The organism is Actinoplanes sp. NPDC004185, from assembly GCF_053603475.1.
The window spans coordinates 118,583-141,837 of the sequence record NZ_JBSGFR010000020.1 but is presented as its reverse complement, the minus strand read 5'-3'; the positions used below and the strand labels follow the sequence as shown (position 1 = coordinate 141,837).

At 71.9% G+C, this 23,255-nt stretch carries 17 protein-coding genes; 9 read left to right on the top strand and 8 right to left on the bottom strand.

Translation table 11 applies throughout. The annotated features are described in order from the left end of the window. Positions 1-2: 2 nt before the first annotated feature. The 4 genes from ACWEOZ_RS21830 to ACWEOZ_RS21815 form a co-directional block, all read right to left on the bottom strand. Positions 3-1,442, bottom strand: coding sequence for a gamma-aminobutyraldehyde dehydrogenase (locus ACWEOZ_RS21830; RefSeq protein WP_451912507.1), 1,440 nt, complete (start codon positions 1,440-1,442; stop codon positions 3-5). A gap of 100 nt (positions 1,443-1,542) precedes the next feature. After that, positions 1,543-2,601: a lysylphosphatidylglycerol synthase transmembrane domain-containing protein gene (locus ACWEOZ_RS21825; RefSeq protein WP_451912506.1), complete on the bottom strand. Its 1,059-nt coding sequence runs from the start codon at positions 2,599-2,601 to the stop codon at positions 1,543-1,545. A gap of 34 nt (positions 2,602-2,635) precedes the next feature. Then, positions 2,636-2,827 (bottom strand): hypothetical protein, encoded by a 192-nt coding sequence (locus tag ACWEOZ_RS21820; protein WP_451912505.1) that lies wholly within the window; start codon positions 2,825-2,827, stop codon positions 2,636-2,638. After that, positions 2,824-4,062, bottom strand: a complete 1,239-nt coding sequence (locus ACWEOZ_RS21815; protein WP_451912504.1) for an NAD(P)/FAD-dependent oxidoreductase — start codon at positions 4,060-4,062, stop codon at positions 2,824-2,826. The genes ACWEOZ_RS21820 and ACWEOZ_RS21815 overlap by 4 nt, the downstream gene beginning before the upstream one ends. A gap of 99 nt (positions 4,063-4,161) precedes the next feature. On the opposite strand from ACWEOZ_RS21815, the gene ACWEOZ_RS21810 reads away from it, so the two are divergent. Then, on the top strand, positions 4,162-4,731 hold the full coding sequence (locus ACWEOZ_RS21810; RefSeq protein ID WP_451912503.1) for a hypothetical protein: 570 nt from the start codon (positions 4,162-4,164) through the stop codon (positions 4,729-4,731). Between the two features lie 43 nt (positions 4,732-4,774). Beyond that, positions 4,775-5,611: a siderophore-interacting protein gene (locus tag ACWEOZ_RS21805; RefSeq protein ID WP_451912502.1), complete on the top strand. Its 837-nt coding sequence runs from the start codon at positions 4,775-4,777 to the stop codon at positions 5,609-5,611. 15 nt (positions 5,612-5,626) lie between these two features. Here the strand turns inward: ACWEOZ_RS21805 and ACWEOZ_RS21800 are convergent, their stop codons facing one another. Further along, a complete protein-coding gene (locus ACWEOZ_RS21800) occupies positions 5,627-5,791 on the bottom strand; it encodes a hypothetical protein (protein ID WP_451912501.1) in 165 nt (54 codons plus the stop codon). Between the two features lie 297 nt (positions 5,792-6,088). Here ACWEOZ_RS21800 and ACWEOZ_RS21795 point away from each other — a divergent pair, with 297 nt between their 5' ends. Further along, positions 6,089-6,343 carry a hypothetical protein gene (locus tag ACWEOZ_RS21795; RefSeq protein WP_451912500.1) on the top strand — a complete coding sequence of 85 codons (255 nt, stop codon included), beginning with the start codon at positions 6,089-6,091 and terminating at the stop codon, positions 6,341-6,343. Positions 6,344-6,426: 83 nt separating this feature from the next. Continuing rightward, a complete protein-coding gene (locus ACWEOZ_RS21790) occupies positions 6,427-7,272 on the top strand; it encodes a helix-turn-helix domain-containing protein (RefSeq protein ID WP_451912499.1) in 846 nt (281 codons plus the stop codon). An 8-nt stretch (positions 7,273-7,280) separates the two neighbouring features. Here ACWEOZ_RS21790 and ACWEOZ_RS21785 read toward each other — a convergent pair whose 3' ends face one another. Next, the gene (locus tag ACWEOZ_RS21785) at positions 7,281-8,819 is read right to left on the bottom strand and encodes a glycoside hydrolase family 13 protein (RefSeq protein WP_451912498.1); all 1,539 of its coding nucleotides are present in this window, start codon (positions 8,817-8,819) and stop codon (positions 7,281-7,283) included. A 166-nt stretch (positions 8,820-8,985) separates the two neighbouring features. On the opposite strand from ACWEOZ_RS21785, the gene pulA reads away from it, so the two are divergent. Both pulA and ACWEOZ_RS21775 read left to right on the top strand, forming a co-directional pair. Then, a complete protein-coding gene (gene pulA, locus ACWEOZ_RS21780; RefSeq protein ID WP_451912533.1) occupies positions 8,986-14,352 on the top strand; it encodes a pullulanase-type alpha-1,6-glucosidase in 5,367 nt (1,788 codons plus the stop codon). A 43-nt stretch (positions 14,353-14,395) separates the two neighbouring features. Beyond that, the gene (locus tag ACWEOZ_RS21775; protein WP_451912497.1) at positions 14,396-16,255 is read left to right on the top strand and encodes a propionyl-CoA synthetase; all 1,860 of its coding nucleotides are present in this window, start codon (positions 14,396-14,398) and stop codon (positions 16,253-16,255) included. Here ACWEOZ_RS21775 and ACWEOZ_RS21770 read toward each other — a convergent pair whose 3' ends face one another. Next, the gene (locus ACWEOZ_RS21770) at positions 16,256-17,755 is read right to left on the bottom strand and encodes a class I SAM-dependent methyltransferase (protein ID WP_451912496.1); all 1,500 of its coding nucleotides are present in this window, start codon (positions 17,753-17,755) and stop codon (positions 16,256-16,258) included. Between the two features lie 51 nt (positions 17,756-17,806). Here ACWEOZ_RS21770 and ACWEOZ_RS21765 point away from each other — a divergent pair, with 51 nt between their 5' ends. Beyond that, positions 17,807-19,300, top strand: a complete 1,494-nt coding sequence (locus ACWEOZ_RS21765) for an NAD(P)/FAD-dependent oxidoreductase (RefSeq protein WP_451912495.1) — start codon at positions 17,807-17,809, stop codon at positions 19,298-19,300. A gap of 379 nt (positions 19,301-19,679) precedes the next feature. Here ACWEOZ_RS21765 and ACWEOZ_RS21760 read toward each other — a convergent pair whose 3' ends face one another. Next, complete coding sequence (locus tag ACWEOZ_RS21760) at positions 19,680-21,476, bottom strand: ABC transporter ATP-binding protein (protein ID WP_451912494.1); 1,797 nt, start codon at positions 21,474-21,476, stop codon at positions 19,680-19,682. A gap of 84 nt (positions 21,477-21,560) precedes the next feature. Between ACWEOZ_RS21760 and ACWEOZ_RS21755 the strand changes: the two genes are divergently transcribed. Beyond that, on the top strand, positions 21,561-21,977 hold the full coding sequence (locus ACWEOZ_RS21755) for a MarR family winged helix-turn-helix transcriptional regulator (RefSeq protein ID WP_451912493.1): 417 nt from the start codon (positions 21,561-21,563) through the stop codon (positions 21,975-21,977). A 24-nt stretch (positions 21,978-22,001) separates the two neighbouring features. Beyond that, positions 22,002-23,234 (top strand): styrene monooxygenase/indole monooxygenase family protein, encoded by a 1,233-nt coding sequence (locus ACWEOZ_RS21750; protein ID WP_451912492.1) that lies wholly within the window; start codon positions 22,002-22,004, stop codon positions 23,232-23,234. The last annotated feature ends 21 nt before the right edge of the window (positions 23,235-23,255 follow it).

Below are 23,255 nucleotides of genomic sequence, written 5' to 3'. Positions count from 1 at the left end.
GCTCAGCCCTCGAGACTGTGCATGACGTGCTTGATCCTGGTGTAGTCCTCCAGGCCGTACACGGAGAGGTCCTTGCCGTGGCCCGAGTGCTTGAAGCCGCCGTGCGGCATCTCCGCGACCAGCGGGATGTGGCAGTTGACCCAGACGCAGCCGAAGTCCAGCCGCCGGGTCATCCGCATCGCCCGGCCGTGGTCGCGGGTCCACACCGACGAGGCCAGGCCGTACTCGACGCCGTTGGCCCAGGCCACCGCCTCGTCCTCGTCGGTGAAGCGCTGCACGGTGATGACCGGCCCGAACACCTCGTCCTGGATGATCTCGTCGGTCTGCCGCAGGCCGGAGACCACCGTGGGGGAGTAGAAGTAGCCGCGCTCGCCGACCCGGGCGCCGCCCGCCTCCAGGCTGGCGTGGTCGGGCAGCCGGTCGATGAAGCCGCCGACCCGGTCCAGCTGGCGGGCGTTGTTCAGCGGGCCGTAGAGCACGTCCTCGTCGTCCGGGGCGCCGGTGCGGGTGCCGCGGGCCTGCTCGGCCAGCGCCGCCACGAAATCGGTGTAGACGCCGGGGGCGGCCAGCACCCGGGTCGCGGCCGTGCAGTCCTGCCCGGCGTTGAAGTAGCCGGCCTCGGCGATCGCCGCCGCGGCCGCCTCCAGGTCGGCGTCGTCGAAGATCACCACCGGCGCCTTGCCGCCCAGCTCGAGGTGGGTGCGCTTGAGGTCGGCCGCGGCGGCGGAGGCCACCTCCATGCCGGCCCGTACCGACCCGGTGATCGACACCATCCGCGGGGTGGGGTGCGCGACCAGCGCCCGCCCGGTGTCCCGGTCGCCGACCACGACGTTGAGCACGCCCGGCGGCAGGAACTCGGCGGCGATCTCGGCCAGCATGACCGTGGTGACCGGCGTGGTGTCCGAGGGCTTGAGCACCACGGTGTTGCCGGCGGCGATCGCCGGGGCCAGCTTCCACACCGCCATCATCAGCGGGTAGTTCCACGGCGTCACCTGGGCGCAGACGCCCACCGGCTCGCGCCGCACGTAGCTCTCGTAACCGGTCAGATACTCACCCGCGGAGCGGCCCTCGAGCAGCCGGGCCGCGCCGGCGAAGAAGCGGATCTGGTCGACGGCCGGGGGCAGCTCCTCACTGGCGGTCAGCCCGAGCGGCTTGCCGGTGTTCTGCGACTCGGCCGCCACGAGCTCGTCGGCCCGGGCCTCCACCGCGTCGGCGAACCGCAGCAGGGCCCGCTGCCGGTCGCTCGGCGTGGTGTCGCGCCACTTCTCGAACGCGGTCGCCGCCGCGGCCATCGCCCGGTCGACGTCGGCCTGCCCCGACACCGGCGCGGCCGCGAAGACCTCACCCGTGGACGGGTCGATCAGGTCCTCGTACCGGCCGTCGGCCGGTTCGGCCGCCGCCCCGTCGATGAAGTTGGTCAGCACGCGCTTGGTGGTGCTCATCCGGCCTCCCGCAGAGATATCACGCCTCGCGGAGACATCTTTTCACCGAATCCGCAGCAGACAAGACCTGCGATCACTGTTTCCGTGGCGATCGCCGGCGTTACCGCACCGGCACCGTGGTCGCGCGGCGCAACGCGAGCGCCGCGGCACCACCGACGGGGATGATCAGCCAGCAGGAGAGCAGCCGGTAGACCAGCACGGCGGCGGCCGCGCTGACCGCCGTCGCGCCGGTCGCGGTGAGGCCGGCGACCAGCGCGGTCTCGACGACGCCGACCCCGCCCGGGGTCAGCGGCACCTGCCGCACGATCTGCACGCCGAGGTAGATCCCGGCCAGCGTGGTCACGCCCACCGGCAGACCCAGCGCGCGGGCGGCCGCGGCCAGGCACAGCAGATCGGTCAGCCAGTTCACCGCCGCGTACACCAGCGCCACCGTCCAGTCGCGGACCCGCAACCCGGCCCCGGCCCGCCAGGCGCCGCGCGCGGAGCTCAGCAGCCGGGCCACGCGCCGCCCGGCCCGGCTGCTCCGCAGCGGCCCGGTGCCGCCGGGAGCCCGTTCCGGCCGGGCCGCGTGCCGGCGCCCGAGCGCGACGCCGGCCGTGGTGAGCGCGGCGAGCGCGGCGACCACCACCAGCGGGCGCCAGCTCAGATAGGTGCCCGGGTCACGGGCCACGACGCCCGCGCCGCCGGCCACGTAGAGCAGCGTGAGACCGCCGATGGAGGCCAGCCCGGACACGACCGCGGAGGCGGCACCGACGCGCCGGGACACCCCGGCCTTCTGGTACTCCCGGATCGCGTACGCGGTGGACACCGCGGCCCCGGCGGGCAGGCTGATCGACAGGGCCGACCGGGCCAGCGTGATGGCCATGATCCGCCGCACCCGCAGCCGGACCCCCAGGTTGGCCAGGAGATGCTGCTGCTGGAACGCGAACGCCGCGAGCGAGACGACCTGCAGGACAGCCGCGAGCGCGATCCAGCCGTAGTCCGCCCCGGCCAGGGCGGCCAGGAACTCGCGTGGGTCCGGCAGCCGCCCGCGCAGACCGATCGCCGCCAGCACGACCACCGCGACGCCGATCGCGGCCAGCCGCGCCCAGCGCGGAACGCCCGCACGGGCCGGAGCCGCCGCCGGGCGCTCCCGCACCTCGGACGGCGGACGCGACATCGCCTGATCCTTGCAAACGACGTCCAGCGGGGTGCTACCCCTCGTCCTGCTCCCGGGCATCGACGTGGTCGAGCACCGCCGGGTCGGCGGTGCGCAGGCGGTCCATCTCCTCGCCCGCGTCGCAGGAGAGCAGCGCGATCTCCACCGATTCCGGGGTACGGACCAGCACCCGCCAGGTCGCGCCGGACTCCTCCCAGCGGCGCAGCCGGTCCAGGGCCTCACTCACGCGAGCACCTCCGTCAGGGCGATGTCCGGGTCGGCCAGCCGGACCGGATCGACGGTACGGCCCCGCAGCCCGGCCCGGACCAGCTCCTGGATCTGCCCGGTCACGTCCCACACGTTGACGTTCATCCCGGCGGCCACCCGGCCCTCGACCGTCCAGAAGGCGATGAACTCGCGGCCCGGCTCGTCACCGCGGATGACCACCTGGGCCTGAGCCTCGGGCGGCACCCATCCGGCGTACTCCATGCCCAGGTCGTACTGGTCGGTGAAGAAGTACGGCAGCCGGTCCCACTCGGCGTCCTGGCCCAGCATGGCCCGGGCGGCCACCGGCCCGGAGTGCAGGGCCGTGTCCCAGTGCTCCACCCGGAGCCGGGTCCGCAGCAGCGGATGGTCGACGTTGGCGACGTCCCCGGCGGCGAAGATGTCCGGGTCGGCGGTGCGCAGCTGCCGGTCGACGAGCACGCCGTTGTCGACCGGGAGCCGGGCCTGGTCGGCCAGGCCGGTGTTCGGCGTGACGCCGATGGCCACCAGCACGACATCGGCGTTGATCGTCGTGCCGTCGGTGAGCACCACCTGGGCCACGTCCGGGCCGCCGCGCAGCTCCTGCACCCGCGCGCCGAAGCGGAAGTCGACACCGTGCTCGCGGTGCAGGCCGAGGAAGACCTCGGCCAGACGGTCACCGAGGACGGAACGCAGCGGCAGCTCGGCGGGCGTCACCACGGTGACGGTGGCGCCGCGCGTGCGCGCGGCCGCGGCGACCTCCAGCCCGATCCAGCCGGACCCGACGACCACCAGGTGGGTGGCGCCGTTGACGGCCGCGGCGATCCGGTCCGAGTCGGCCAGGGTACGCAGCGAGAACACGTTGCCGAGCCCCGCGCCGGGCACGCCCAGGGTCCGCGGCGAGGCGCCCGTGGCGAGCAGCAGTTTGTCGTAGCCGAGGTCGTCACCGTCGGAGAGGCGGACCCGGTGCTTGTCCGCGTCGATCGCGCTGACCGTGGTGCCGGTCCGCAGCTGGATGTCGTGCCCGGCGTACCAGTCGAGGTCGTGCACGTACGCGTCGTCGCGCTGCGCGGTGCCGAGCAGCAGGCCCTTGGACAACGGCGGCCGCTCGTACGGGATCTCCGGCTCGGTGCCGATCAGCGCGACCGGGCCGGTGAAGCCCTCCGCGCGCAGCGTCTCGGCGGCTCTGGCGCCGGCCAGTCCGGCGCCGGCGATGACGAACGTACGGTCCCCGGGCATGAGCACCCTCCTTTGCGGACACCATCCCACGACTCTCGGGGTCGTGTCGGGGTCATTCCCCGATGTGGGCCGAGGGCGCCCGGCGGCAGGCTGGGGCCCATGCCGCGACTCGTCAGGATCTGCGCCCTCGCCGCCCCGGCCCTCATGCTGGTCTACGGCCTGCTGCGGGTGGTCGACGGCCTCGACGGCGACCGGCACAACGGCCGGGCGTGGGACCTGGGCCACCTCGCCTTCTTCGCCGCCATCGTGCTGTTCGCCGTGCTCGCGGTCGCGCTGCGCGGCCTGGACCGCCCCGCCGCCCCGGCGTCCCGCGTCCTGGTCGAGGCCGCCACGGTCGCCGTGCTGTTCGGTGCGGGCTGCTTCCTCTGGGTCATCACCGGTGACCTCTCCGCGGACTTCCGCTCGGCGGCGCCGCTGCCGGACCCGCTGGAGCTGACCGGGCCGGCGCTGTTCCAGGTCGGGCTGCTGATCCTGCTGGTCCGGCTGGTGCTGGCCCGCCGGCTGCCGGTCTGGAGCCCGGTGCTGGTGCTGGCCGGCTTCGCCGCGATCGGCCTCGACCTGGACCTGCTGCCGCTCGGCGCGGCCCTGGTGCTGGCGGCGCTGCTGCCGCTGACTCTGTCCCGCGACGCACGTCTCACCACCGGACAGCACCGGCCGGTCGGTTCGTAAGGGTAGCCTTACCGCGACCGAGACCCAGTAGGGAAGTGTTGTCATGGCGAACAGGCCTGTCCGGGCGGCCACGATCGGGGAAGTCACCCGGGTCGAGCAGCTCACGCCGCACATGGTCCGCATCGTGGTGGGCGGGGCCGGCCTGACCGGGCTCGACGCCGGCGCGTACACCGATCACTACGTCAAGATCCTCTTCCCGCGGCCCGGGGTCGCGTACCCGGAGCCGTTCGACCTGGCCGTGATCCGCGAGACGCTGCCCCGCGACCAGCAGCCCCTGGTCCGCACCTACACGGTGCGCCGCTGGCGCCCCGAGGTCCCCGAGCTGTGGCTCGACTTCGTCGTGCACGGCGACGAGGGGATCGCCGGCCCGTGGGCCGTCGCGGCGCAGGTCGGCGACCCGGTCCGTTTCATGGGCCCGGGCGGCGGCTACACCCCGGACCCGGCCGCGGACTGGCACCTGCTGGCCGGCGACGAGAGCGCCCTGCCGGCGATCGCGGCGGCGCTGGAGGGCATGCCGGCCGGGGTGCCGGTGAAGGCGTTCATCGAGGTGGCCGGCGCGGCCGAGGAGCAGAAGCTGGAGACCCCGGCGGACGCCGAGATCACCTGGCTGCACCGCGACGGCCGGCCGGTGGGCGAGGCGCTGGTCGAAGCGGTCCGGGGGCTGACCTTCCCGGCGGGCCAGGTGCACGCGTTCGTCCACGGCGAGGCGACCTTCGTCAAGGACCTGCGCGCCCTGCTGCGGGTGGAGCGAGGGCTGCCGATGACGCAGCTGTCCATCTCGGGCTACTGGCGTCGCGGCCTGAACGAGGACGGCTGGCAGTCGACCAAGCGCGAATGGAACCAGCAGGTCGAACGCGAACAGGAGCCCGCGGCGAGCTAGCGGTTCGGCCCTCGGTCACTCGGCGCCGGCGTAGTGGGCGATGGCCAGGAGAAGGGCGACGGTGCCGGCGAAGGCGCCTCCGCCGGTGAGTATGGCGGCGGGGATGTTGTTTCCGGCCGCATGCGACAGCAGGCCGGCGACGCCCCCGATGATGCCCGCGGTAAGCAGCATGAGCACCACCCACACCCACCGCGGCACACTCGGCCGGTGCGGAGAGGTTGACTGCCCGGCCGGGAGCGGGGGGATCGGTGCAGACCTGTCAATCATGACAACCACCAAGAGTGTCGAAGCGACTACCCTAAGCATCTATTCAGCAAGGATGAATTTCCACCTTCATTCATAGAGCGCGAATTAATGTGCAGACGGAATCTGCTACGTAGCTGAGTGGTAGATTGCATATTGCTATAGACCTCCTGGCCAGCGCGCTTTCGGCGTGTCGTCCCTACGAGGTAGACCCCTCCGAGTTATTCTCCGCGCGTGAATAGAACCCTCCCAGATGTCGGCGGCGACCAGCTCGGTGGCCAAGAACCAGCGCTCACTCCACTACGAGCAGTGGCGAACGTCTGCACCGCAGGTTCCTGTCCGACCGTTTACACCAGCGGGTCCGGCACCTTGGTGGTGCAGGGCTACGCCGTATCGGCCGAACGCGCCGGCGTCGAACTGCCCGACGGGGAGATTTTGGTAGAGATCCCGCTCGCCCTTCTGACCGAGGCCGCTCGTAATCTTTCCTGAACCGATCACATCCACGACCCACAGCGGAGGGGGTGCCCAGGATGCCGACAGCTTCCGGCACCCCCGAGGCCGAAGGTGGGACCGTGGGCGCGGCTCTGGTCCGCATGCGCCGAGCCAGAGGACTGACGGGTGCTCAACTGGCCGCGCAGGTCGGGATGAGTCAACCCAAGATCTCGCGTATCGAACGCGGACAGGGTCTGCCCGACCCGCAGGACGTCGGCATCATCGCCCGTGCCCTCGGGGCGGATGACCAGCTGGTCCAGACGCTGATGAATCGCGCAGAACGCTCACACGACAGGATGACCGATTGGCGCCCGGCTTCGACGGCGCGAGTCGACCAGCAGAAGACGTTGGCCGGCTGGGAGTCCGCGGCGACCACAGTGCGGACGTTCGAACCAGCCCTGGTACCCGGTCCACTTCAGACCAGTGGCTATGCCAAAGCAGTCTTCGAGTCGTTCCGGAGCATCCCGCACGTCGGGGACGACCTCTCGGAGTCGGCGGTGCTGGCTGCGGTCTCCGCACGGGTCAGGCGGCAGGAGGTCCTTGCCGACCGCTCCAAGTCCTTCCAGTTCCTGCTGGGCGAAGCTGCGCTGAAGCGCCGGATCTACTCACCCGTCGAGATGCTGGCCCAGATCGACCATCTGCGCGAAACGGCGGCCCGCAACCCCAATGTGAAGATCGCCGTCATCCTCGACGGTGCACCGGCCGGGCTGCCACTCCAGCACGGATTCACGGTGATCGACGACAAGCTCGTCGTTGTTGACCTCTACAACACGGGTCTGACCTCTCGAAGCCGCAGGGATGTGGAGAGCTACCGCCGAGTCCTCGACATCCTCGAAGAAAGCGCCACTGACATCGAGCCCGTCCTGGACAGGTACCAGAATCTCTACATCGACATGCTGCAGAGACCGCGAGATCCGCGGACCTGACCTCGGCTCTACTGTGAGGTGCGCAGCCAGGCCGCGGTGTCGCGAGGGAGCATGCCGTCGTCGGCGAGGGGTCCGCTGGCCAGCAGCACGTCCCCATCCGGCAGGCGCGCGTCGCCGTCGCCCATGGCCACGGCCAGGGTGACGCCGCACCCGCGCCGGGCCAGCAGCAGCCCGTCCTCCTGGACCGACCACCGCACGGTGTCCTCGGCCGGCAGGAAGCGCCGCAGTTCCAGGGCCCGCCGGGTCAGGTGCAGCGTCGATCCCGGATCAGCCTCCTGCGCCTGGACCGACAGGTCACCCCATCCCGCCGGGACCGGCAGCCACGGCGGCTGGGCGCCGGCCGGGGAGAAGCCGTACGCCCAGGCCGCGTCACTGCGCCATGGCAGCGGCACGCGGCAGCCGTCGCGGGAGAAGCCGGCCCGGGTCAGCGCCGGGTCCTGCCGGGCCGCCACCGGCACGTCGACCTCGGGCAGCCCCAGCTCTTGCCCCTGGTAGAGGTAGGCCGAGCCGGGCAGGGCCAGCACGGTCAGGATCGCTGCGCGGGCGCGGGCCGGGTTGCCGTAGCGGGTCGGGGTGCGTACCACGTCGTGGTTCTCGACCACCCAGGTCACCGGGGCCGGGCCCGCGGCGTGCGCCAGCAGGGAAGTGGCCGTGGCCAGCCAGGCGTGCGGGTCCCAGGGCGCCGTCACGAAGGCGAACGCGAACGCCTGGTGCAGTTCGTCGGGCCGGACGTAGCGGGCCGCCCGGTCCGGGGACAGGTTCACCTCGCCGATCAGGACGCGCGGCGGGTCGTACGAGTCGGCGAGACGCCGCCACGTGCGGTAGACGTGGTGCACCTCTTCCTGGTCGCAGGCCAGCGGGTTGCCGCGCAGCCGGCCCGGTTCGGGGGTCACGCCGGCCGGGAGGTCGGGCAGCCCGGGCGCCTTGAACAGGCCGTGGGCCACGTCGATGCGCAGGCCGTCGACGCCGCGGTCGAACCAGAAGCGCAGCACGTCGGCGAAGAACGGCGCGGTCCGCGGGTCCCGCCAGTTCCAGTCGGGCTGCTCCGGCGCGTACAGGTGCAGGTACCACTGCCCGGGGCTGCCGTCCGGCTCGGTGATGCGGGTCCAGGCCGGCCCGCCGAAGACGCTCGGCCAGTTGTTGGGGGGCTCGGTGCCGCCGGGGCCGCGGCCGTCGGCGAAGTGGAACCGTCGGCGGGCCGGGCTGCCGGGGGCGGCGGCCAGCGCGGCCCGGAACAGCGGGTGCGCGGCGGAGCAGTGGTTGGGCACCACGTCGGCGATCACGCGCAGGCCGAGCTCGTGGGCCCGGGCCAGCAGGGTGTCGAACGCGGTGAGGTCGCCGAAGAGCGGGTCGACGTCGGTGTAGTCGCTGACGTCGTAGCCGTGGTCGGCCTGCGGTGAGCGCTGGAAGGGGGTCAGCCAGATCGCGTCGGCACCGAGCCGGGCCACGTGGTCCAGGCGGGCGGTGATGCCGGCCAGGTCACCGACGCCGTCGCCGTCCGCGTCGGCGTAGGAGCGCGGGTAGATCTGATAGACGACGTCGGTCATGTCCACATTGTTGCTCCACCGTTGCGTTGTAATTGCCTGACAACTTCTGCAAAGTCTTGCAAGGTCCGTCCGCCGGAGGTTAGCGTGCGTCGTCGCCCCGCCATCGGAAGGCCTCAATGTGGAAACCCTCCTGCCCGGACGGCGTCCGACGTTCGTCGGGTCCCTCATCCTGGGCGTGCTGCTGAGCATCGCCGCGGTCGTGCCCGCCTCCGCCGCCCGGCCCGCCGAGCCGTCCGCCGCCGCCCTGGCGAGCTGGGGCTTCGACGCCGCGCCGGAGCCGGCCGAGCAGTTCTACTTCGTCCTGCCGGACCGTTTCGCCAACGGAGACAGGTCCAACGACACCGGCCGGCTGCCCGGTGACCGGCTCTCGACCGGCTTCGACCCGGCCGACAAGGGCTTCTACCACGGCGGTGACCTGCAGGGGATCATCAACGGGCTGGACTACATCCAGGGCCTGGGCACCACCGCCATCTGGCTCGCCCCGGTCTTCAAGAACCGCCCGGTGCAGGGCAGCGGCAACGACATCTCGGCCGGCTACCACGGCTACTGGATCACCGACTTCACCCGGGTCGACCCGCACTTCGGCACCAACGCCGACCTCGAGCGGCTGGTCGGACTCGCGCACAAGCGCGGCATGAAGATCTACCTCGACATCATCGTCAACCACACCGCCGACGTCATCAAGTACGCCGAGAACAAGTACGACTACATCGACAAGGCCACCGCCCCGTACGTGGACGCGCAGGGCCGGAAGTTCGAGGACCGCAACTACGCCGACGGCAGCCGCGCCTTCCCGCGGCTGAACAAGGAGTCGTTCCCGTACACGCCGGTGATCGGCGCCGAGGACGCCACGGTCAAGAAGCCGGCCTGGCTGAACGACCCGACGATGTACCACAACCGCGGTGACTCGACCTTCGTCGGCGAGAACAGCGAGTACGGCGACTTCTTCGGCCTCGACGACCTGTTCACCGAGCGTCCCGAGGTCGTCCGCGGGATGACGAAGATCTACGGCGACTGGATCGCCCGGACCGGCATCGACGGCTACCGCCTGGACACCGTCAAGCACACCGGCCTGGACTTCTGGCCGCAGTTCAGCCAGGGCATCGACCGGGCCGCGCGCCAGGCCGGCAAGAAGGACTTCTTCATGTTCGGCGAGGTCTACAGCGCCGACCAGGAGGTCGAGTCGACGTACGTGCGCCGTGGCGGCCTGCCCGCGACCCTGGACTTCTCCTTCCAGGCCGCGGCGAAGTCGTTCGCCGCCGACGGTGGCTCGGCCAAGGCCCTGTCCGACCTGTACGCCGCCGACGACCTCTACACCACCCGCGACACCGGCGCCGACCGGCTGCCGACGTTCCTGGGCAACCACGACATGGGCCGGATCGGCTCGTTCGTCGCCGCCGCCGAGAAGGACCCCGCCGTCCAGCTGCGCCGCGACCGCCTCGCCCACGAGCTGATGTTCCTCGGCCGGGGGCAGCCGGTCGTCTACTCCGGCGACGAGCAGGGCTTCACCGGCCCGGGCGGCGACAAGGACGCCCGGCAGGACATGTTCGCCAGCAAGTCGGCCGACTACCTCGACGACGACCTGATCGGCACCGACCGCACCCACGCGGTCGCCAACTACGAGACCGGCCACCCGCTGTACAAGGCCATCGGCTCGCTCGCCGCGCTGCGCAAGGCCCACCCCGCGCTGCGCGACGGACTGCAGGTCACCAGGTACGCGGCCGACGGCCCCGGCGTCTTCGCCACCTCCCGGATCGACCGCCGGTCCCGCACCGAGTACGTGGTCGCGGTCAACAACGCCACCACCGCGCAGACCGTCACCCTCGACACCTGGACCCCGGCCGGCTCGTTCGCCGGCCTCTACGGCGCCACCGGTACGGCATCCACCGGCACCGACGGCAAGCTGACCGTCACCGTCCCGGCGCTGTCCTCGGTCGTCTACCGGGCCGCCGAGCCGATCGCCCAGGCGTCCGCCGCTCCCACCGTGACGTTCACCGCGCCCCAGGCCGACGCCCTGGTGCCGACGCGCACCGAGCTGACCGCCACGACCACCGGCGACCCGCTGTCCACGGTCACCTTCGCCGCGCAGGTCGGTAACGGCCCGTGGCGGCTGCTCGGCACCGCCGACCGGGCGCCGTACCGGGCCTTCCACGATCTGACCGGCCTGGCCGGCGGCACCCCGGTGAAGTACAAGGCGGTGGCTCGCGACAGCCGCGGGCGCCTGGCGGTGACGAACACGCGGATCAAGGTCGGCACACCGCCGGTGACCGCCGGACCGGACTACGCGATCGTGCACTACCAGCGGCCGGCCGGCGACTACGACGACTGGGGCCTGTACGCCTTCGGCGACGTCGAGACACCGACCACCTGGCCCGCCGGGCAGCCCTTCGACGGGGTGGATGCGTACGGCCGGTTCGCCTGGGTCAAGCTCAAGCCGGGCGCCAAGAACGTCGGTTTCATCGTGGTCGACAAGAACGGCGTCAAGGACGTCGGCGCCGACCGGTTCCTCGACCCGACCAAGACCCCCGAGGTCTGGCTGAAGCAGGGTGATCCCACGGTCACCACCACCGGGCCGGCCGTCGAGCAGGACCAGAACACTGCGATCGTGCACTACCGGCGGGCCGACGGCGACTACTCCGGCTGGGGTCTGCACGTGTGGGACGGCGCCGCGGCTCCGACCGAGTGGTCCGCGCCGCTGCAGCCCGCCGCGACCGACGCGTTCGGCGTGACGTTCCGGGTGCCGCTGGCGGCCGGCGCGACCGGGCTGAACTACATCATCCACAAGGGCGACACCAAGGACCTGCCCGACGACCAGCGGCTCGACTTCGCCAAGGCCGGGCGGGAGGTGTGGCTGTTGTCGGGCGTACCGGAGCGGCTGCTGCCCGTGGTCCGCAAAGCCGGCGGCGGGGTTGCCGACCTGGCAAAGTCGAACGCTGTCTGGATCGACCGGGCGACCATCGCCTGGAAGACCGGCCTCGGGTCCTCGCTGGAGCCGGTCGGGGCCGGCACCGACGGCCGGGTCTACGACCTGGTCTACGCCCCGGAGGGGGGCCTCGGCATCGTGGACGGCGAGCTCACCGGTGCGCACGGCACCATCCGCCTGAACGCGCGCCGCAACGGTCTCACCGAGGACCAGCGCATCGCGAACCCGCACCTGTGGCAGTATCCGGCGTTCCGGCTCAGCGACCTCTCGAAGATCAAGGAGGTGCTGCGCGGCCAGGTCGCGGTGACCGAACGCGACGCCGAGGGCAAGCTGCTCTCCGCGACCGGCGTGCAGACCGCCGGCGCCCTCGACGACGTGTACGCCAGGGCGGCACGGGCCGAGCTCGGCGCGACGTTCTCCGGCGGACGGCCCAGCCTCGCGGTCTGGGCCCCGACCGCCCGGACGGTCTCGCTGGAGCTCTTCGACACCCCGGCGGCGACCGCGCGGACGGTGGCGATGACCCGGGACGCCGGCACCGGCGTGTGGTCGGTCCGGGGCGCGAAGGACTGGAAGGGCAAGTACTACCGGTACCGGGTCACCGCCTGGCAGCCCGCGGCGAACAAGGTCGTCACGGCCTCGGTCACCGACCCGTACTCGGTGGCCCTGTCGCCCGATTCCACCCACAGCCGGATCGCCGACCTGAGCGACCCGGCGCAGACCCCGGCCGGCTGGGCCGGGCTGCGCAAACCCGCCCACAAACCCGGCAAGGTGCAGATCTCCGAGCTGTCCGTCCGGGACTTCTCCATCGCGGACACCACCGTCCCGGCGGCCGAACGCGGCACCTATCGGGCCTTCACCGACCCGGGCACGGCCGGCATGAAGCAGCTGCGGGCCCTCGCCGCGGCCGGCACCACCCACGTGCACCTGCTGCCGGTCTTCGACTTCGCCACCATCCCGGAGAAGCGCGCCGACCAGCAGCAACCGGCCTGTGACCTGGCCGCGCTGCCGCCGGATTCGGCGGAGCAGCAGAAGTGCGTGGCGGCGGTGGCGGCCAAGGACGGCTACAACTGGGGTTACGACCCGCTGCACTACACGACGCCCGAGGGTGGTTACGCCGTCGACCCGGACGCCCGCACCCGGGAGTTCCGCGAGATGGTCGCCGGGCTCAACCGCGGCGGCCTGCGGGTGGTCCTGGACGTCGTCTACAACCACACCTCGGCGGCCGGCACCGACCCGCACTCGGTGCTCGACCAGATCGTGCCCGGCTACTACCAGCGGCTGCTGGAGGACGGCACGGTGGCCGACTCCACCTGCTGCGCCAACACCGCGCCCGAGCACACCATGATGGGCAAGCTGGTCGTCGACTCGCTGGTGACCTGGGCGAAGGCGTACAAGGTCGACGGTTTCCGCTTCGACCTGATGGGCCACCACCCGAAGGCCAACATCCTGGCCGTGCGGGCCGCGCTCGACAAGCTGACGGTCGCCCGCGACGGCGTCGACGGCAAGAGCATCTACCTGTACGGCGAGGGCTGGGACTTCGGCGAGGTCGCGGGCGACGCCCGCTTCGTGCAGGCCACCCAGAAGAACATGGCGGGTACGGGCATCGCCACGTTCAACGACCGGCTCCGCGACGCCGTCCGCGGTGGCGGCCCGTTCGACGACAACCCCCGCATCCAGGGCTTCGGCTCAGGGCTGTTCACCGACCCCAACGGCGACCCGGCCAACGGCACGGCCGCCGAGCAGAAGGCCCGCCTGCTGCACTACCAGGACCTGATCAAGGTCGGGCTCAGCGGCAACCTGGCGGGCTACCGGTTCACCGCCACCTCCGGTACGCCGGTCACCGGCGCGCAGGTCGACTACAACGGCTCCCCGGCCGGCTACACCGCGGCGCCGGGCGAGGCGATCACCTACGTGGACGCGCACGACAACGAGATCCTGTTCGACGCGCTGGCGTACAAGCTGCCGCAGCGGACCTCGGCGCTGGACCGGGCCCGGATGCAGTCCGTGGCGCTGGCCACGACCGCTCTCGGCCAGGGCCCCGGCTTCGTGACGGCGGGCAGCGAACGGCTGCGCTCGAAGTCGCTGGACCGCAACTCGTTCAACTCCGGCGACTGGTTCAACCAGATCAGCTGGGACTGCGCCAAGGGCAACGGCTTCGGCCGCGGCCTGCCCCCGGTGGCCGACAACGAGAGCAAGTGGGCGTACGCCAAGCCGCTGCTGGCCGACCGGGCACTGGTTCCCGGCTGCGACGCGGTGCAGCTGGCCGACGCCCGCTACCGGGAGCTGCTGGCGATCCGCCGGTCGTCGCCGGTCTTCGGGCTGCCGACCGCGGCCGAGGTGCAGAAGCGCCTGTCGTTCCCGCTCTCCGGCGCGGCCGAGACGCCCGGCGTGATCACCATGCGACTCGACGGGCGCGGCCTGGACCGCCGGTGGAAGTCGGTCACCGTGGTCTTCAACGCCACCCCGGCGACGGCGACCCAGACGGTGCCGGCGCTCAAGGGCGCGACCGTCGGCCCGCACCCGGCCCAGCACGAGCCGGGCTCGTTCGACCGGGCCACCGGCACCTTCACGGTGCTGGCCCGGACCACGGCGGTGTTCGTGCAGAGCTGATCGGCTCTGGACTAACCGGCCTGCCGGTGGTCACCCTGGCTGCATGGGTGACTACCGGCAGGCGTACGAGCGCAGTCTCCGCGACCCCGAGGGCTTTTGGCGCGACGCCGCCGAGGCCATCGACTGGGACAGCCCACCGGACCGGATCTTCGACACCCGGTGGTTCCCCGACGCGCGGCTCAACACCTGCCACAACGCCCTCGACCGGCACGTGGCCGGCGGGCGAGGCGAGCAGGCCGCCCTGATCCACGACAGCCCGGTGACCGGGACGCTGCGCACGTACACGTACCGGGAGCTGCGCGACGAGGTGGCGCTGTTCGCGGGCGCCCTGCGGCGGCTCGGCGTCGGCCCGGGCGACCGGGTGGTCGTCTACCTGGCCATGGTGCCGGAGGCGGTCATCGCCATGCTGGCCTGCGCCCGGCTCGGCGCGATCCATTCCGTCGTCTTCGGCGGCTTCGGCGCGTCGGAGCTCGCGGCGCGCATCGACGACGCCCGGCCCAAGGTGATCGTGGCCAGCTCGTGCGGGGTCGAGGCGAGCCGGGTGGTGCCGTACAAGCCGCTGCTGGATCGGGCGATCGGCACCGCCACGCACAAGCCCGACCACTGCGTGGTCCGGCAACGCCCGCAACTGCTCGCCGAGCTGGTCCCCGGCCGCGACCTGACCTGGGACGAGGCGCTGCAGGGGGCCGAGCCGGCGGAGTGCGTACCGGTGGCGGCCACCGACCCGCTCTACATCCTCTACACCTCCGGGACGACCGGCCGCCCGAAGGGCGTGGTCCGGGACAACGGCGGCCACGCGGTCGCGCTGCGCTGGTCGATGGAGGCGATCTTCGCGGCCGGCCCGGGCGACGTCTTCTGGGCCGCGTCCGACGTCGGCTGGGTCGTCGGCCACTCCTACATCGTGTACGCGCCCCTGCTCACCGGGGCCACCACCGTGCTGTACGAGGGCAAGCCGGTCGGCACGCCGGACGCGGGCGCGTTCTGGCGGGTGGTGGCCCAGCACCGGGTCAACGTCATGTTCACCGCTCCGACGGCGATCCGCGCGGTCAAGAAGGAGGACCCCGAGGGCAAGCTGCTCACCGGGCACGACGTGTCGAGCCTGCGGTTGCTGTTCCTGGCCGGCGAGCGGCTCGACCCGGAGACCTACACGTGGGCGGGGGAGCGGCTCGGCGTACCGGTGATCGACAACTGGTGGCAGACCGAGACCGGCTGGCCGATCGCCGCCAGCCCCCGCGGCCTGGAGACGCTGCCGACGAAGCCGGGCTCCCCGTCGGTGCCGGTGCCCGGCTACCGCGTCCGGGTGGTCGACCCGGCCGGCGCGGACGTGCCGCCGGGCGAGGACGGCTCGATCGTCATCGGCCTGCCGCTGCCACCGGGCTGCCTGCCCACCCTGTGGCAGGACGACGAACGCTACGTGCGGTCGTACCTGTCGGCGTTCCCGGGCAACTACCTGACCGGCGACGGCGGCCGCTTCGACACCGACGGCTACCTGTACGTGATGGGCCGCACCGACGACGTCATCAACGTGGCCGGCCACCGCCTCTCCACCGGCGCGATGGAAGAGGTGCTGGCGGCCCACCCCGCGGTCGCCGAATGCGCGGTGATCGGCGTCCACGACCCGCTCAAGGGCCAGCAACCGCGCGGCTTCGTGGTGCTGAAGTCCGGCGCCGCCATCGACCCGGAGCAGCTGAGCGCCGAGCTGGTGGCGATGGTCCGCGACCGGATCGGCCCGGTGGCCGCGCTGCGCCGGGTGGACGTGGTCCCGGGCCTGCCCAAGACCCGCTCCGGCAAGATTCTGCGCCGCACGATGCGCGGCATCGCCGACGGCACCCCGGAACCGGTCCCCTCGACCATCGAGGACCCGGCGGTCCTTGACGCCCTCCGCCCGATCCTCACCGACTGATCAGGTGTTCAACGGCCGCCGGGCCACCAGCAGGACGTGGGTGACCGGCCAGTTAAGCGGCGTGCCGTCGAGCGAGGCCAGCGCCGCTGTGGGGGCGATCCGGTTGTCGATGATCCAGTCGTTGCGGTAGGTGCCCGAGGCCGGGTCCACCTCGAAGCCGACGTCGGCCAGCAGCGACTTCCAGTCCGCGTACTCCAGTCCGCAGAACTGCTCGTGGGTCTCGGACAGCCAGTTGTCCGCGTAGTCCTTGCGGGTCAGGTAGTCCATCGCGGCGCCCAGGGTGAGCTCGACCGCGTCGCCGGCCGGGTCGTACGTGAACGGGAAGCGGAAGTCCACGGCGAACTGGTCCAGCCTGGCCCGGGTCGACAGGCCGGCCACGTACGCCGAGACCTGCTCGGGGGACAGCTCGGCCAGGTCGTCGCGGGCGGTGGCCGGGTTGGCGCCGTCGGTCCGGTCCAGGGTCAGGCGGACCCGGCGGTCCCGGCCGTCCGGGCCGCACACGTCACTGTTGATCCACACGCCGCCCGGCGCGGTGTGGTCGTAGATGGCCTGCGCGAACCGGCGCAGCGACGTCCAGCGGTCCCCGTAGGACCAGATCTCGTGGGTCAGCGCGAACGTCAGCGTCGTGTCGATGGAACGCTGCGGGAAGATCGCGCCGCCCAGCACGTTGCGGCGGTAGAAGAACACGTTGGCGTTGCCGAAGACGCCCTGGGCCTTCTTGTGCATGCACTCCTCGTAGAGGTGCCGGGCGATCTCGACACCGATCAGGTCGCTCTCGCGCAGCGCCGGCTCCCGGTCGGCCAGCTCCAGCACCGCGCCCGCACCGCAGCCGATGTCGACGATCCGGCCCGGCCGTACGTGCTGGTGGACCTGCTCCCACTTGCGGGCCGCGCTGTCGGCGAACGCCTCGACGTACGTGTGGTAGTTGCGGGTCGTGGTCAGCCCGCCCTCCGCGCCCACCACCGGGTCGTTGACCACCGTGCGCACGCTCTCCACCAGCTGGTAGCGGTCGAACACGTCGACGGTCGCCGGGTGGGCCAGCTCCCGCCAGCTCTCGTCGCCGGCCGCCAGCCGCAGCAGCACGTCCCACGGGCGGGCCGGCTCGGGCGTGGAGTCGGCCTCCACCCCGGCGATGCCGAAGCCCAGGGCGCTGTAGAGCGCGGCGACCGCCGGGGTCGAGCAGGCCACCAGGGTGTTCGCCGGGGTCAGCTCCAGGCCGGTCGCCACCGTGATGTTCTTCAGCGTCACCTCGGCGAACCGCTCGGTCGGCGCGGTGTCGAAGACCGGCACCACCACCGAGCGCAGCCCGGTGAGCACGCTGAACCGCTCGATGGCCGCCTCGCGCCGGTGGTACGGCACCGGATTACGCTTCGTGTTCTCGTGGTTCGCCGACGTCACCGCCCAGACAATGGTCACATCCGGCCACCGTTGCAGGTACTCGGCCTGGAAGCGGGTAAGGACGTGATGGCGGCCCGGGAAGAGCACGAAGGTTGTTTCCACCAGGACGTTGATACCGTACGGAGACGCCGACCACGAGCAGCGGAGACTGTGATGCCTGAACGATCTGATCGACGGCACCGGGTGGTGGTCGTCGGAGCCGGCTTCGGCGGGCTCTTCGCCACCAAGTCCCTGCGCAAGGCCGACGTCGATGTGACCCTCATCAACGGCACGGCCTATCACCTGTTCCAGCCGCTGCTCTACCAGGTGGCCACCGGCATCCTCTCCGAGGGCGAGATCGCCCCGCCGATCCGCGAGATCCTCCGGCGCCAGGACAACGTCGACGTGAAACTCGGCTGGGTCAGCGACGTCGACGTGGCCGGCCGGACGGTCGCGGTCGAGGCGCCCGGCATCGACTACACCGTGGAATACGACACGCTGATCGTCGCCGCGGGGGCGTCGCAGTCCTACTTCGGCAACGACAAGTTCGCCGACCACGCACCCGGCATGAAGAGCATCGACGACGCCCTCGAGCTGCGGGCCCGCATCTTCGGCGCGTTCGAGCTGGCCGACCTGCAGACCGACCCGGCCGAGATCGAACGCTGGATGACCTTCGTGGTGGTCGGGGCCGGCCCGACCGGCGTCGAGATGGCCGGTCAGATCGCCGAGCTGGCCCACCGCACCCTGCCGGGCCAGTACAAGCACATCGACCCCCGCAAGGCCCGGATCATCCTGATCGACGCCCTCGACGCGGTGCTGAACACCTTCGGTGACCACCTGTCCACCCGCGCCCTGCGCCAGCTGCACCTGCTCGGCGTCGAGGTGGAGCTGGAGACCAAGGTGGTCGACGTGGACGCCACCGGCATCGAGGTGGACACCAAACGCGGTCACCAGCGCATCGAGTCGATGACCAAGATGTGGGCCGCCGGCGTGGCCGCCCCGCCGCTGGCCCGCAAGCTCGCCGAACAGGCCGGCGTCGAGACCGACCGGGCCGGCCGGGTCAAGGTCAACCCGGACTGCACCCTGCCCGGCCACCCGGAGATCTTCGCCGTCGGCGACATGATCGCGCTGAACCAGCTCCCCGGCGTGGCCCAGGTGGCCATCCAGAGCGGCCGGTACGCGGCCGACCAGATCAAGCGCCGGCTGGCCGGCAAGGAACCCGCCGGCCCGTTCAAGTACTTCGACAAGGGCAGCATGGCCACCATCTCCCGCTTCTCGGCGGTGGCCAGCGTGGGCAAGCTACGCGTCTCAGGTTTCCTGGGCTGGCTGATGTGGCTGGCGGTGCACCTGCTCTACCTGGTCGGCTTCAAGAACAGGGTGACGGCGGTGCTGCACTGGGCGGTCAGCTTCCTGGGCCGGGGACGGTCGGAGCGGGTGGCGACGTTCCAGCAGGCGTACGCACGGGCCGCGGTCCGCGCATACGGCGACCCGTTCGAACGCCGCAAGGCAGCGGCAGCCGAGGCGATGAGTCAGCCGAGCGACCCGGCCAGCCCCTCCGCCTCCGGCCCCGCGACCCCAGACACGGCCCGCTCGGACTCCGCCCCCTCCGACCCGGGCGCGGCGGAATCCGGTGCCACCTCGGCCTCGGCCGGCCCAGCAATCAGATAACCCACCGCCCCACCCCGTGCGGGCCGTGATCCCGTGCGGGGGTCGGTCTCCTGGCTTGGTGCCGACCTCGACACCCGTGTCGGCCTTGGGCCTCGTGCCGGCCTCGACCTCGTGCCGACCTTGACACCCGTGTCGGCCTCGATCTCGTGCCGGCCTCAACCCGTCGCGGCCGTTCCCGTCCCCGGCTCGGCCACGCCCGAACAGATTTCGGTAAGCGATGGCTGTCCAGGCAGCCACCAATTACCAAGATCGGAAGGGCGACGGCGCGGGCGGGCGATAGCGACGCGTGGCGTGGCGAGTGCGACTCGGAATCGACGCGAGAGCGGGCGGCGAAGAGTGGGTGTGGCGGTAGCGGGGCGAAGGTGGGAGTGGAGCGGGATCAGGCGGCCAGGGTGGCGTAGCGGCCGCCGACCGACACCAGAGAGTCGTGGTCGCCGGACTCCAGGACCCGGCCGTGGTCGACCACCACGATCTGGTCGGCGTCGCGCACGGTCGACAGCCGGTGCGCGATCGTCACGGTCGTGCGCCCACGAGCCAGCTCGTCAAAAGCCCGCTGCACAGCCCGCTCAGTGGAGGTGTCCAGCGCACTGGTCGCCTCGTCCAGCACCAAGATGCGAGGGTCACGCAACAACGTCCGCGCGATCGCGATGCGCTGCTTCTCACCGCCGGAGAACCGGTGCCCGCGCGAGCCGACAACTGTGTCGTACCCGTCAGGCAGCCCGGCGATCAGGTCGTGGATCTGCGCGGCCCGGGCGGCCTGCTCGATCTGCGCGTCGGTCGCGTCGGTCCGGGCGTACCGCAGGTTTTCCCGCACGGTCGTGTGCAGCAGGTAGGTCTCCTGGCTGACCACCCCGACCACCGCGGCCAGGTCGGCCAGGCGCAGATCGCGCAGGTCGATGCCGTCGATGGTGATCCGGCCGGCGGCCGGGTCGTAGAGCCGCGCGATCAGCGCGGCGAGCGTGCTCTTCCCGGAACCGGTCTCGCCGACCAGGGCCAGCGAGGTGCCGGCCGGCACGTCGAGCGAGATCCCGGCGACCGCGGCGGTCTCACTGCCCGGGTACGCGAAGGTGACGTCCTCGAAGCGCAGGTGCCCGCGGACCGGTTCGGGCAGTTCGACCGGCTCGGCCGGGTCGTCGACCTCGACCGGCAGGTCCAGGTATTCGAAGATGCGGGCGAACAGGGCCAGTGAGCTGGTCAGCGAGACCCCGACGCCGAGCAGGCCCATCAGCGGCCGGAACAGCCCGGCCTGCAGGGTGGTGAACGCGACCAGGGTGCCGATGCTCAGCGTGCCGGCCGTGAGCGGCAGTCCGGCGCTGAGGTAGATGATCGCCGGGATGGCGGCGAAGATGATGCTCATCGCGGCCATCCGCCAGCGTCCGGCCAGTTCGGAGCGCAGCTCCAGATCGATCAGCCGGGTCGAGGAGGCGGTGAAGCGTTCGACCAGCGCCGCGCCGGTGCCCATGGTCTTGCTCAGCTGCACGCCGCTGATCGACAGGCCCTCCTCGACGGTGACGTTGAGGTCGGCCAGTTCGCGCTGGCGCTGCGCGGTGATCTCCTTGCGCATCTTCGCGACCCGGCGGGTCAGGTGGATGGCCGGCGGCAGGACCACCAGGGAGACCAGGGACAGCTGCCAGGACAGGGCGGCCATGGCGACCGCGGTGGCGACGGCGGTGGTGAGGTTCGAGGCGATGGAGGTCGCGGTGGAGGTGACCACCGACTGCATGCCGCCGATGTCGTTGGTGATGCGGGACTGCACCTCGCCGGTGCGGGTGCGGGTGAAGAAGGCCACGGACTGCCGGTGCAGGTGGGTGAAGACGTCCACCCGGAGCCGGTGCATGACCTGCTGACCGACGGTGGTGGAGATCCAGGTCTGGATGACGCCGAGCGCGGAGGTGACGGCGGCGACGGCCACCATGCCGGCGACGAGCCAGGCCAGCAGCGGGAGGTTCTGCTCCGGCAGCGCGCGGTCGATGACCTCGCGCAGCAGGAACGGGGAGGCCATGGCGAGCACGGACGAGGCCACGATGATCGCGGTGACGATGGTGAGCTGCAGCCGGTGGGCGCTGAAGAGCCGGCCGATGCGGCGCAGGGAGACCTCGCGGGCCTGCTTCTTCTCGGCGGCGGTGACGGTGGTGGTGCGGCCGCGGCGGCCGCCTCCGACGGGGGTGGTTTCCAAGAGCAACAACCTTCTTCCGGTACGGGGTTTAGTGAGGTTACCTCACCATGAGGGAACAACCGCAACCGCTGGTACGGTATTCCCGTGGATCCCGCCGCCGACGAGAACCTCTCCGAGCTGTTCTGGTCGGTCGCGCGCACCCTGCGCCACCGTCACCGGGAGGCGCTGGAGCCGCTGAACGTCTCCCCGTCGCACGGCCGGGCCCTCGCGGTGCTGATGCGGCACGGCCCGATGCGCCCGGGCGCCCTGGCCGAGCATCTGCGCATCGCGCCGCGCTCGGCCACCGAGGTCGTCGACGATCTGCAGGAGCGGGGCCTGGTCGAGCGCACTCCGGACCCGGCCGACCGGCGGGCGACCGTGCTGCACCTGACGGCGGCGGGCACCGCGGCCGGCGACGCCATCCGGGCCGCCCGGCAGGCCGCCGCGGAGCGCTTCTTCGCCGGCCTGAGCGAGACCGACCGGGCCGACCTCACCCGGATCCTGCGGCAACTGCGCGAATAATCCCGTTTGTGTAGAGTCCCGGGCATGCGCAAGGTTCTCGTCGTCGGTGCCGGGCAGTCCGGCCTCCAGCTCGCGCTCGGCCTGCGCGCCGACGGTCACGACGTCACGCTGATCTCCGCCCGCACGCCGCAGGACATCCGGGGCGGGCGCCCGATGAGCACTCAGGGCATGTTCCACGACGCGCTCGAGACCGAGCGGGCCCTCGGCCTCGACCTCTGGGGTGAGCAGGCCCCGGCGTTCGAGGGCTTCCGGATCACCCTGTCCGCCCCGCCCGGCGAGCAGGCGCTGGCCTTCAACGCCCGGCTCAGCCACCCCGGCCGCAGCGTCGACCAGCGCCTCAAGATGGCGGCCTGGCTGGAGCTGGCCGAGCAGCGCGGCGTGACGGTGGAATACCGCACCGTCGAGGCGGGGGAGCTGGCGGCGCTCGCCGGGCGTCATGATCTGACCGTCGTCGCGGCCGGCCGGGGCGACCTGGTGTCCATCTTCGACCGCGACCCGCGGCGCTCGATCCACGACGCACCTCAGCGAGGGCTCGCCGTCGCGTACGTGCACGGGCTCGAGCCCGACCCGGACTTCCCGGCGCCGCACATCGGCTTCCACGCCGTGCCCGAGCTGGGCGAGCTGTTCGTCATTCCCGCCCTGACCCTGACCGGCCCCTGCGACATCCTGTTCTGGGAGGCCGTGCCCGGCGGCCCGATCGACCGGTGGGCGGGCCCCGCCCCGATGGACCCGGCCGAGCATCTGGCCCTGACCCTCGAGCTGGCCGGCCGGTACGTGCCCTGGGTCGCCGAGCGGGCCCGCCACGTCGAGCTCACCGACGCCCGGGCCACCCTGCACGGCCGGTACGCACCGGTCGTGCGCGAGCCGGTCGCCCGGCTGGACGGCGGGACGGCGGTGCTCGGCATGGCCGATGTGGTGCTGGCCAACGACCCGATCACCGGCCAGGGCGCCAACACCGCGGCCAAGTGCGCCACCGCCTACCTGGCCGCGATCCGTGACCGGGGCGACCGGCCGTTCGACGAGCAGTGGATGCGCGACACCGCCGAGGCGTTCTGGTCCTCGACCGCCCGCGCGGTCACCGACTGGACCAACGCGATGCTCCAGCCGTTGCCACCGCACGTGCAGGGCATACTCGGCGCCGCCGCGGGCAATCCCGTCGTGGCCTCACGGTTCGCGGACGCCTTCTCCGATCCGACCGACCTGGACCATTGGTTCATGACCCCGGATGCCGCCGAGCGCTATCTCGCCTCGGTCTAGCGTTACCTGAGTCACTTACTG

Excerpts from the sequence above, each read along its gene's own strand:
- ACWEOZ_RS21810 (WP_451912503.1), top strand. The coding sequence starts at position 4,162 with ATGCCGCGACTCGTCAGGATCTGCGCCCTCGCCGCCCCGGCCCTCATG.
- ACWEOZ_RS21785 (WP_451912498.1), bottom strand. The coding sequence starts at position 8,819 with ATGACCGACGTCGTCTATCAGATCTACCCGCGCTCCTACGCCGACGCG.
- ACWEOZ_RS21765 (WP_451912495.1), top strand. The coding sequence starts at position 17,807 with ATGCCTGAACGATCTGATCGACGGCACCGGGTGGTGGTCGTCGGAGCC.
- ACWEOZ_RS21750 (WP_451912492.1), top strand. The coding sequence starts at position 22,002 with ATGCGCAAGGTTCTCGTCGTCGGTGCCGGGCAGTCCGGCCTCCAGCTC.
- ACWEOZ_RS21775 (WP_451912497.1), top strand. The coding sequence starts at position 14,396 with ATGGGTGACTACCGGCAGGCGTACGAGCGCAGTCTCCGCGACCCCGAG.
- ACWEOZ_RS21815 (WP_451912504.1), bottom strand. The coding sequence starts at position 4,062 with ATGCCCGGGGACCGTACGTTCGTCATCGCCGGCGCCGGACTGGCCGGC.
- ACWEOZ_RS21825 (WP_451912506.1), bottom strand. The coding sequence starts at position 2,601 with ATGTCGCGTCCGCCGTCCGAGGTGCGGGAGCGCCCGGCGGCGGCTCCG.
- ACWEOZ_RS21830 (WP_451912507.1), bottom strand. The coding sequence starts at position 1,442 with ATGAGCACCACCAAGCGCGTGCTGACCAACTTCATCGACGGGGCGGCG.
- ACWEOZ_RS21805 (WP_451912502.1), top strand. The coding sequence starts at position 4,775 with ATGGCGAACAGGCCTGTCCGGGCGGCCACGATCGGGGAAGTCACCCGG.